Annotated in this window: 10 protein-coding genes and 1 pseudogene; 8 read left to right on the top strand and 3 right to left on the bottom strand. The window is 63.8% G+C overall.

Features of this window, described 5'->3' with window-relative positions; genetic code table 11:
* The 6 genes and pseudogenes from AC1D34_RS28535 to AC1D34_RS28510 form a co-directional block, all read left to right on the top strand.
* Positions 1-285: pseudogene (locus AC1D34_RS28535) on the top strand (xanthine dehydrogenase family protein molybdopterin-binding subunit); the annotation flags it as partial.
* A gap of 10 nt (positions 286-295) precedes the next feature.
* Positions 296-745 carry a sulfur oxidation c-type cytochrome SoxX gene (gene soxX, locus AC1D34_RS28530; protein ID WP_476826027.1) on the top strand — a complete coding sequence of 150 codons (450 nt, stop codon included), beginning with the start codon at positions 296-298 and terminating at the stop codon, positions 743-745.
* A complete protein-coding gene (locus tag AC1D34_RS28525; RefSeq protein WP_441492526.1) occupies positions 708-1,202 on the top strand; it encodes a thiosulfate oxidation carrier protein SoxY in 495 nt (164 codons plus the stop codon). Before soxX ends, AC1D34_RS28525 begins: the two co-directional genes overlap by 38 nt.
* A 13-nt stretch (positions 1,203-1,215) precedes the next feature.
* Entirely contained in the window at positions 1,216-1,539 is a 324-nt protein-coding gene (locus tag AC1D34_RS28520) for a thiosulfate oxidation carrier complex protein SoxZ (RefSeq protein ID WP_069878835.1), read from the top strand.
* Between the two features lie 10 nt (positions 1,540-1,549).
* On the top strand, positions 1,550-2,308 hold the full coding sequence (soxA, locus tag AC1D34_RS28515; RefSeq protein WP_476826026.1) for a sulfur oxidation c-type cytochrome SoxA: 759 nt from the start codon (positions 1,550-1,552) through the stop codon (positions 2,306-2,308).
* Positions 2,309-2,471: 163 nt separating this feature from the next.
* A complete protein-coding gene (locus tag AC1D34_RS28510; protein ID WP_476826025.1) occupies positions 2,472-3,401 on the top strand; it encodes an alpha/beta hydrolase in 930 nt (309 codons plus the stop codon).
* A 4-nt stretch (positions 3,402-3,405) separates the two neighbouring features.
* Here the strand turns inward: AC1D34_RS28510 and AC1D34_RS28505 are convergent, their stop codons facing one another.
* The gene (locus AC1D34_RS28505) at positions 3,406-4,515 is read right to left on the bottom strand and encodes an ROK family protein (RefSeq protein ID WP_476826024.1); all 1,110 of its coding nucleotides are present in this window, start codon (positions 4,513-4,515) and stop codon (positions 3,406-3,408) included.
* A gap of 225 nt (positions 4,516-4,740) precedes the next feature.
* Between AC1D34_RS28505 and AC1D34_RS28500 the strand changes: the two genes are divergently transcribed.
* On the top strand, positions 4,741-5,220 hold the full coding sequence (locus AC1D34_RS28500) for a DUF2938 domain-containing protein (protein WP_476826023.1): 480 nt from the start codon (positions 4,741-4,743) through the stop codon (positions 5,218-5,220).
* Between the two features lie 41 nt (positions 5,221-5,261).
* On the opposite strand, the gene AC1D34_RS28495 is transcribed toward AC1D34_RS28500, so the two are convergent.
* Complete coding sequence (locus AC1D34_RS28495; RefSeq protein ID WP_441493180.1) at positions 5,262-6,005, bottom strand: aspartate/glutamate racemase family protein; 744 nt, start codon at positions 6,003-6,005, stop codon at positions 5,262-5,264.
* 1,044 nt (positions 6,006-7,049) lie between these two features.
* On the opposite strand from AC1D34_RS28495, the gene AC1D34_RS28490 reads away from it, so the two are divergent.
* Positions 7,050-7,958: a diacylglycerol/lipid kinase family protein gene (locus tag AC1D34_RS28490; RefSeq protein ID WP_476826022.1), complete on the top strand. Its 909-nt coding sequence runs from the start codon at positions 7,050-7,052 to the stop codon at positions 7,956-7,958.
* 260 nt (positions 7,959-8,218) lie between these two features.
* On the opposite strand, the gene AC1D34_RS28485 is transcribed toward AC1D34_RS28490, so the two are convergent.
* Complete coding sequence (locus AC1D34_RS28485; RefSeq protein ID WP_441505703.1) at positions 8,219-9,187, bottom strand: acyltransferase family protein; 969 nt, start codon at positions 9,185-9,187, stop codon at positions 8,219-8,221.
* Between the last annotated feature and the right edge of the window lie 237 nt (positions 9,188-9,424).

Here is a 9,424-nt window from a genome sequence, read left to right as displayed (position 1 = left end):
GTCGAGGGCTCCTTCGTCTATGGCCTTTCGGCAGCGCTTTATGGCGAGTGCACGGTCAAGGACGGGCGCATGGTCGAGGAGAATTTCGACACCTACACCGTGCTGCGCCTGGATGAGATGCCGGTGGTCGAGACGGTGATCGTTCCGTCCGGCGGTTTCTGGGGTGGCGTCGGCGAACCGACGATCGCGGTTGCCGCCCCGGCGGTGTTCAACGCGATCTTCGCGGCGACCGGCAAGCGTGTGCGCTCGGTCCCGCTGAAGAACATGGATCTGCGGAAGGCCTAGGACCCGGCGCATGACGCGCCTCGGCTTCGCCACAGCCCTCCTGCTCGGAGGACTGGCTTCCTCCCGGCCGGGCGCGGCGCTGGAGCCCTACGCCGTCGTCGGGGACGCGATTCCAAAGGCTCTCGGCGCGCGTGTCGGCGATGTGGCGCGAGGGCAGGCCATCCTGCGCGATCGGGAGCGTGGCAATTGCCTGATCTGTCATCAGGGGGCGGATCCGGCAGAGCCGTTCCAGGGCGCGATAGGGCCGCCGCTGGCCGGCATCGGGGCCGGGCTCGACGCCGGGCAGATCAGGCTGAGGCTGGTCGATTCATCGCGGCTCAATCCGGAGACGGTGATGCCGCCCTATTACCGGACCGAGGGCTTGCACGATGTCGCACCGGTCTATCGTGGCAAGCCGGCTCTGTCGGAGCAGGAGATCGAGGATGTCGTTGCCTATCTCGCCTCTCTCAAGACATTCTGAGTCCGCCCCGAGCCGGCGTGACATCGTCGTCGGTGCTGCGGCCGGGATCGGCCTCGCCAGCCTGCCGAAGGTGGCGATGGCTGCGACGCAGCCGGCGCTGCCGGAACTGATCGCGCGGCTGACCGATGGCGCGGTGCCGGAGCGCGGCAGGATCACGCTGGAGATTCCGGCGCTCGTCGAGAACGGCAATTCGGTGGATACGAGGATCGTGGTCGAGAGCCCGATGACGGAGGCGGACCATGTCCGCTGGATTCATCTTATCGCCGAGAAGAACCCGTTCCCGGACATGGCGCGGTTTCATCTTGGCCCCCGCTCCGGCCGCGCCGAGGTCGCGACCACTTTGCGGCTGGCGACCTCGCAGAAGGTTACCGTCGTCGCTGCGCTCAGCACGGGGGGCTATCTCATGAGCGATGCCGATGTCGTCGTGACGTTGAGCGCCTGCATCGACGGCGGATGAGGAGAGATCTCCGATGGCATTCAACGCCCGCATCAGCATGCCGACGGAAGCTCGCGCCGGCGAGATCATCGAGATCCGCGTTCTGACGCGGCATCCGATGGATCGCGGCGGCCAATCCGACGGTAAGGGAGGCACCGTTCCGCGGAAAATCCTGAACCGGCTGACGGCGACCTATTCCGGGGAACCGATCTTCCGGCTCGACATGTATACGGGGGTCTCGGCCAATCCCTTCGTCTCCTTCACGACGCGCGCGGTCGAGACGGGCGATATCGTCTTCGAATGGCGCGAGGATGGCGGAGCGGTCTTCACCCGGACGGCCAGGCTGACGGTGACGTGAGCACCCGGCGATGCGGTTGAAGCTGGCCTTGGGACTCCTGATCGCGACGCTCGGCACAGCCGCGGGCGGCGAAGAGATCACCTCGGGGAGCGCCTTCCTGTCGCCCGATCTGCGCCGGCAGCAGGATGATCCGACGCGAAACCCGGCCTGGTTCTGGGTCGAGCAGGGTCAGGAACTCTTCAGCCGCAAGCCGGGGGCCAGCCAGGCCTGCAGCCAGTGCCATGCCGAGCCGGAGAAGAGCCTGCGTGGCGCGGCGACGCATTATCCGCGGGTGGATGCCGGCACCGGGCAGCTCCTGAATCTCGAGGGGCGCATCGAACAGTGCCGCGTGGAGCGGCAGAAGCAGCCGGCCTTCGGCTATGAGAGCGGTGAGCTTCTGGCGCTGACGGCCTATGTCGCTTCGTTGTCCCGGGGCTTGCCGATGGACGTCGAGACCCGCGGTCCGGCACAACCTTTCTACGACGCGGGCAGGGCCTTCTTCGAGCGCCGCCAGGGGCAGCTCAACCTCTCCTGCAAGCAATGTCATGACGGGCTGGTTGGCCAGAAGTTGCGCGGCGACACGATCAGCCATGGCGCTGGGACCGGCTATCCGGCCTATCGGCTGGAATGGAACGGCGTCGGTTCGCTGCATCGGCGCCTGCGCGCCTGCTCGCTCGGCGTCCGGGCGACGCAGTTCGACTATGGCGCGCCGGAATATCTGGCGCTCGAGCTCTATCTTGCCGGGCGTGCGCGCGGCCTGCCGATCGAGACGCCGGCCATGCGGCGTTAGATCATCGGACCGGATATCGTATCCGGTCCGAYGATCTARCCACCTGTGATTGCATCGGCTTTCCCGAAAACCGCAATCCACTTTTCGGGCCGATGCTTTAGCTCTTGGCGGACCGACCGGGAACCGTCACGATCCCGGCACATTCATGTCGGAGATCCGGCGAATGCCTCGCCTGCCTGTCCTGCTTGCCGCCCTCGGGTTCGCCAGCGTTGCCGTTGCCCAGCCGGCTCCCGAACCTCCGGCTGCTGTTGCGGTCCCGTCGAGTCCGGCGCCCTTCGTTCTGAAGGACACCGAGGTCCGGACGATCCATGCCAAGACGCTGCAGCGCGACTACGAGATCTATGTCAGCCTGCCGGTCTCCTATCACTCCTCGCCACGCCGGCGCTTTCCCGTGCTGTTCGTCACCGATGCCGATTACGCCTTCCCGCTGGTGCGCAGCATTGCCCGCCGGGTCGGCAATCGCGGCCAGGGGCTGGAAGAGTTCATTCTGGTCGGTCTCTCCTACGCGCTCGGCGACACGCCGCAGTTCAGCCGCCGCCGGGACTACACGCCGACGCCCAATGGCGAAAAGACGAAGGATGAATCCGGCCGGACACCGATCTTCGGCGAAGCAGAGCCCTATCGCCGCTTTCTTGCCGACGAGGTGATGCCCTTCGTCGCCTCGACCTATCGCACCGACACCAATCGCAGCATCTTTGCCGGCCATTCCTATGGCGGGCTGCTCGGCGTCCACATCCTGCTGACCGAGCCGAAGATGTTCTCGCATTATATCATCGGCAGCCCTTCGCTCTGGTACGACCAGAAGGTGATGCTTGCGCGCGAGCGCACCTATGCCGAGACGAACAAGGACCTGAAGGCCGATGTGCTGATGGCGATCGCTTCCTTCGAGACGATCAGCAAGGCCTCGCCGCGCTATAGCGGCAAGCTCGACATGATCGCCGACCTGCAGGAATTCGAGAAGGCGCTCCGCTCGCACAACTATCCCGGCCTGAAGCTGACCACGGAGATCATCCAGGACGAGGATCATCTCACTGTCTTCCCCGCGATCATCACGCGTGGGCTGATGTGGGCGCTGCCGGCAAAGCGGAGCTGAGCGGTCAGCCCTTCTTGTCGTCGGCCTTTCCATTCTTGGCCTTGCCGCGGCCCTTCGGCTTCGTCCGGTTCTGGTAGCTTGCATTGCCAAGGCCGGTGCCGATGGTCAGCACCGCCCAATGCTCGACATCCTGCATTGACGGCATCTCGCTCAGTCCCTGGATGACGGCGTCGTTATGCATCACGACCGTCGTCTCGTGTCCGCCGATCTCGGGGACCATCTCGCGGATGCTCTCGACCAGGTTGAACCGGCTGCTTTGCCAGTTGCCAGGCAGGTTCTGCGCGCCGCGGTCGATCGAGCCGTCCCGTTCGATCAGGCCGGGGCAGCCGACGCCGATGAAGGGAGCAACGCGGAGGCCCGCCTTGCCGGCCTGCTTGATCTGGGCATCGAGCATCTTGCCGAGCCGCTTGATTGCGTCGTCGCGATTGGTCTCCTCGTCGGCGTGGCGCCAGAGTTCGGATTGCCAGACCTTGGCCTTGGCGAGGTCAGGCGCCTTGTCCTGGCGCAGCTCGACGATGCCGGCGCGAATATTCGAGCCGCCGATATCGACGGCGACGAGGCTGTCATAGGCCTCGAAGATCCATTTCGGCGCAAGATGGGCGCTACCGACCAGCCCGGCCTCGTCGGGATGATGGCGGATCGGCACAAGGTCGATACTATGTCCGTCGGTCTGCAGGATGATGCCGGCACGCGCGATCGCAAGCTCGCCGACCCTGCTCTGGCGGAATCCGCCGCCGACCACGATACGCTCGACGGTGCTCCAGGGCTTCAGCCTGGCGAAGCGGCGAATGACGAAGGCCAGCGACTGGGCGTAGCGTTCGATGGCGCTGAGGATGAGAGCCGCCTCGCGCGGCTCGCCTTCCCCCAGCAGCGCATCGAGCTCCTTCTTGCCGATCTTGTCGGAGTCGACCGTGATGGGGTCTTCGCCGGTCCGGCGCAGGTGCTCGCGAAGGGCGTCGAGATGCTCGAGAAATGCGCCACGTTTGGCCTTGTCGCCAACGAAGCCGTCCTCGTCGCGAATCTCCAGATTATAGCTGGTGACGACAACCGAAGGCAGGTCATCCACTCCGTGAGGACCGCCCGCGCGTGCTTTCGTCGTCATTTCGGCTGCCATGTTCCGCTATCCCCCGTGTGGACTCCCGAAGGGAACGGCCTCGGTGCTCCCAGGGTTCCGTAAGCTGGCGGCATATCGCCTCCTGGGATGAACAGCGCATGGCGCCCCTGCGCGGCGCGCGCGGGGAAGACCGCCCCCTGCGATTGACCTCGCGGGGCCTCTTCCCTTCCATGGCGGCCAAGGCGCGACGGTCGATGCGCCATGGCTGGTTTCCGGGGATATGCGATGCTTGAGTTTCTTCTGCGCGCGGTGCTGATCGGTGTCGGCGCGACAATCCTGTTCGATCTCTGGGCCCAGTTCCTGAACCGCGCCTTCGGCCTGCCGACTCCGAACTGGGCTATGACCGGGCGCTGGTTCGGCCATCTGGCGCAAGGTCGACTGGCGCATGAGGATATTGGACGCTCCGAGCCGGTGGCGAACGAACGCGCCCTCGGCTGGATCGCGCATTACCTGATCGGCATCGTGTTCGCGGCGGTCCTGCTGGCGATCTGGGGGCTCGACTGGGCCCGCAATCCGAGCCTCGCGCCTGCTCTGATCGTCGGTCTCGTCACGGTCGGCTGCGGCTGGTTCATCCTGCAGCCGGGAATGGGCGCCGGCATCGCGGCGTCGAAGAAGCCGAATGCCGGCCAGATCCGTGCCATGAACATCGCGGGCCATATCGTCTTTGGCGTGGGGCTCTATTGCTCGGCGCTCCTGCTGCGCTGAGCATGCCGGCGGCAGCTCCCCGGTTCAGGACCTTCCCCGGTTCAGGACCTGGCGAGAAGGGCCGTAAGCGCGGGCGACAGGCCGACGCTCCCGACCGGCGCCGGGAAGGCGAGATCGCCGCTCGCCGGTTTCGCCGTACCACCATTGAGAGCGGCCAAGACTGCTTTCATGCCGGTCTGGACCGAGCAGATCACCGGAATATCGAGATGTGGCTGGACGCGTGCGGCGAGGCCGGCAAGTCCGGCGCCGCCGAGAATGACGGCTCCGGCGCCGTCGCGTTCCGCCGTCTTGCGGCAGGCTGCGGCGAGCAGTGCAATCGAGCCATCCGGGTCACGGGCGATATCGGCCCCCGTCGGAGTGACTGTTTCAACCGAGGCAAGCCGGCCGTCGAGGCCGATCATCGCGACGAATTCATGCAGGATCGGTCCCCAGCGCTCGCCGCCGGTGACGATCGAGAACTGCCGCGCCATCGCCGCGGCGGCCAGGCAACTCGCCTCCGCCATGCCGACGACCGGAACGGGAGAGACCTCCTTCAGGGCGTGAAGCCCTGGGTCGCCAAAGCAGGCGAGATAGACCGCGTCGCAGCCGGCGCCATGCTCGGCATAGGCCTCGAGGGCGGCATGGGCCGCAATCACCCCCGCGCTGCGGCTCGAAATATACCGCGCGCCGAAGCGGCCTGTCACCGGATGCAGGGCGACATTGGACGGAGCATGCGGCGCCACGACCTGCATGACGAGATCCGTCATCGCCTGGGTCGTGTTGGGGTTGATCAGCAGGATACGCAAGAGAGCCTCGGGCAGGGTGCAGGCTTCAGGCTTAGCGAGCTCGAGGCCCCAGGCCAAGCGACCAGCGCGCACAAGGTCCAAGTCATGAATGTATACGGGGCGCCTCGCAGAGGCGCGGTGTGGGCGCTGCGAAGCGCCCCGATGCCTCTGGCGGGCGACCGCCACGGCCGAGAGCGCCGTTCGATGGGCCTGAGGGCGGAGGCGATGCTTGGACAAGGTGCTCAAAGTGGCGCGTTGCGATCTAAGCACGAATGGCGCTGACCAATGGGCGATGAGAGGCGTTTGTGGGTTGATAGTGGGAGAGCGCCCCCTACCGTAAGGAGCGGTCGGCTTCCGGTCTGTGGCGGGGCGCGCGGACCGAAGGCGAGGATGCTGTGCGGGGCCTTTCCTTGCGCGGCACAAAACGGCTACATTCCGCGCTCATAATGCCGCAACTTTGCCACATGTCTGACAAGGGGCCAGCATGGTGAACTTAGTCTGTCGCGTGAGCCTTGCCGGCTTGCTGGTTGCTGGCTGCTCGCCACAAGCGATGCCAACGGTCGAAGCGATCACAAAGCCGACGGTCGAGACTTTTGCTCGGCTGGGGAGTTGGCGACCCTGGCAGTCTGCTCAAGCGGAGAAGCCGCAGACTGCGCCTCTCGTTCTCTCTGACCCCGCGCCGGAGGCGAACAAGCCAGATTCGATCGTGCGTGAGCCGGTAACGGTGACCAGGCCAGCGCCCAAGCTGACAGCGGTCGCTGTACGGGCCCCGAAGCCGGTCGCTCGGCCCGTTCAACCTATTGTGCCCGCTTCGATGCCCGAGGAACCCAGTAAGACCCCGCCGGCCCTCGTCTCTTGCCGCACGCATAACGAACCCGGCCAGCGCGTACACATGGAGTGTAGTCCTGTCGATTGATAGAAGGCGGTGAACAGGTAACTGGAGCTCGAGCAAATCGCGGGCTATCAAGGTCCACAAGGCATTGATTGCATTGCTGTGCGGGCACAAACCTGAAGAAGGAGTGTCCGGTATCTCGGGTTCGGTAGGACCAATACCGGGTCATAACTATGTTTGTTCTGTTCAACCCGGTTGCCGGAAGGGCTCGTGGGTTCTCGGCTTGCGATCTCGCAAAACTCTTTCCAAACTCGACTGTCGTCGAGACCAGGATGGCAGGAGACGCGGAAAGGCTGGCGCGGCAAGCTGCCGACGATGGGCATGACTGCATCGTGGCAGTCGGCGGCGATGGCACGATATCGGAGGCCGCGTCGGGCATGATCGGATCGCGTGCCGAACTCGGTGTGTTGCCACTCGGCACTGCGAATTTGTTCGCGCAGGAACTCGGGATCCCGCTTGATATCGTGGAAGCCGCTCGCCTCATCAATGAGGGATATTCAGTGCCGGTCTATCCGGGACTGTACTCGGCTGTGGGGCGTCGAGAACGAGTATTCGTCCAAACTCTAGGAGTTGGATTCGATGGTTCGGTTGTTCGCCGCCTGAACAAAGATGCGAAGAAGATAATTGGTAAACTCGCATACGTCATCGCGGCCATACAGTGCCTGCTGGTGCATCGAGACCAAAAATTCTCCGTGCGCATTGATGGAGGCCCCGATGAACTTGTTTCGGGACTGCTGGTGATGAAGGGCCGGTTCTACGCAGGGCCCTTCATTATAAGCGAAAACGCCACGCCAAAGGCATCAGGTTTCATTGTCGCGCTTCAACGTGAAGGAAGCCGTTTCGCKCAGTTGAAGTCCGCATTCTGTATCGCCACAAATAGGTTTTCGTCGCTTTCGTTCATTGAAATGAGACGCGCCGACCATGTCTCCATTCGTGGTACATCGGATGTACAAATCGATGGCGATCTGGCGCCGCCGCCCCCGGCGGACATTCGTGCCGCAGGCTCATGTGTCCATGTTCGCGTGGCCCGATCGACAGCAGCGAACAGCATCCGTGTGTCGCGATCAGCTTCTGTGCGTTGATCTTGCGCGGTTTCAGGCCAGGGGCCTCGTTCCTGCCCAGCGATGTCACAGTCCGTGGGGACAACCGATCTGCACAGAGGACCATAGCTCGCGCTTTCAACACGATCGAGGCCCGCCTAGTGCCTTCGCAGTGGCGGGCCAATAATGAAACGCGTCGGGGCTGCCTTGGTTATGGGGGAGTGGGCGAGCGGTGCTCGCGATCAACAAGTCGCCTGAGCTTCCTGGCGCCCTGGCGATAAGAGACCGCCGCGTTGGAGCAGTTAGGGGGGCGTTGGGATTGGTCGACGCCGTATCTGGATTAACGCGCGGAAGCCCGCGAGCATCGGCGTTTCGATGAAGCGAAAAACGACATAGGCCAGCAATACGCTCATGCCGACTGACGCGAGCATGACCGGAATGCTCTGCGCCTGATCGAGCCAGGGCAGCTTGGTGGCTACGATCCGCATTGGCTCGATCACCATCAGGTGGGTCAGGTAGAGCGAATAGGACATGCCGCCGAGCGCAAGCAGGGCTCGATTCCGACAGGCGAGGCCGGATGCTTCGGCCAAGAGTGCGGTCAAGAGAACTGCTGTGACGATGATGAGCGCCACAGCCGCTGGCGGCTCGTGCCACGCCACGCAGATCGTGACGACGCCGCCGGCAACGATCGCGGACACGACCTTCATTGTCCTGCGCAACGGAGGCATCCAGAGGCGGGCGGCAAGCCAAACATAGTAGAGAGCAATGCCGATCACGAAGAAGCCGGTCACCCTCCCCCCATAGGTCGAGCAGACCCGCCCGCATGGGGCAAAATGCTGAACCGCCTGTAAGAGCAGTAGCACAACCGCAGCGATCAGTGGCGCCCACCTCTTGCTTATCGCGAGCGCGACACCAAACAGCACGTAGAAAAACATTTCATAGTTGAGGGTCCAACCGACGCGCAGCACCGGCGGCTTGTCGGCCGGAACGAACAGAAGGCTCTCGAGCAAGTGCGGCCACGTATAGGGTGTAAAAATGAAGAAAACCGCAGTTGCGATCCAGTAGAGAGGCACCACTCGGACAAGGCGCTTGAGCAGGAACCCGGTGCTATCCTGGCGTGTCACATGGGTGATGATGAAACCGCTGATCGCGAAGAAGATGGACACGCCATAGAATTCAGTTGAGATGCCGCGGACGATCTGAAAATCGCTGTGGTAGAAACTCACTCCAAGCGCTGCCAAGCCTCTGAGCAATTGCAGATTGTAGATCATCCCGGCGCAGCCCCCGATGCGCCGAATGACGCGTTGAAATTGTTCCGCGTCGCAGTTTCGACAGCCTATGCAGATACCCTCTTCCTTCATGATGCATGACAACGCGGATCGCAATATCGCGGCCGATCGGGGCACTTGTCAGTGCAGGCCAACGCGACGCTCGGGCTTCGCCGACTCTGGATGCCGCGCGCAGGCGATCGCTGACAGAAGAGCCTCCGTGGCGATGCAGTGCTGATG

It is taken from the genome of Allobosea sp. P1_A7, assembly GCF_056406775.1.
This window is presented reverse-complemented; position numbering and strand designations above follow the sequence as displayed.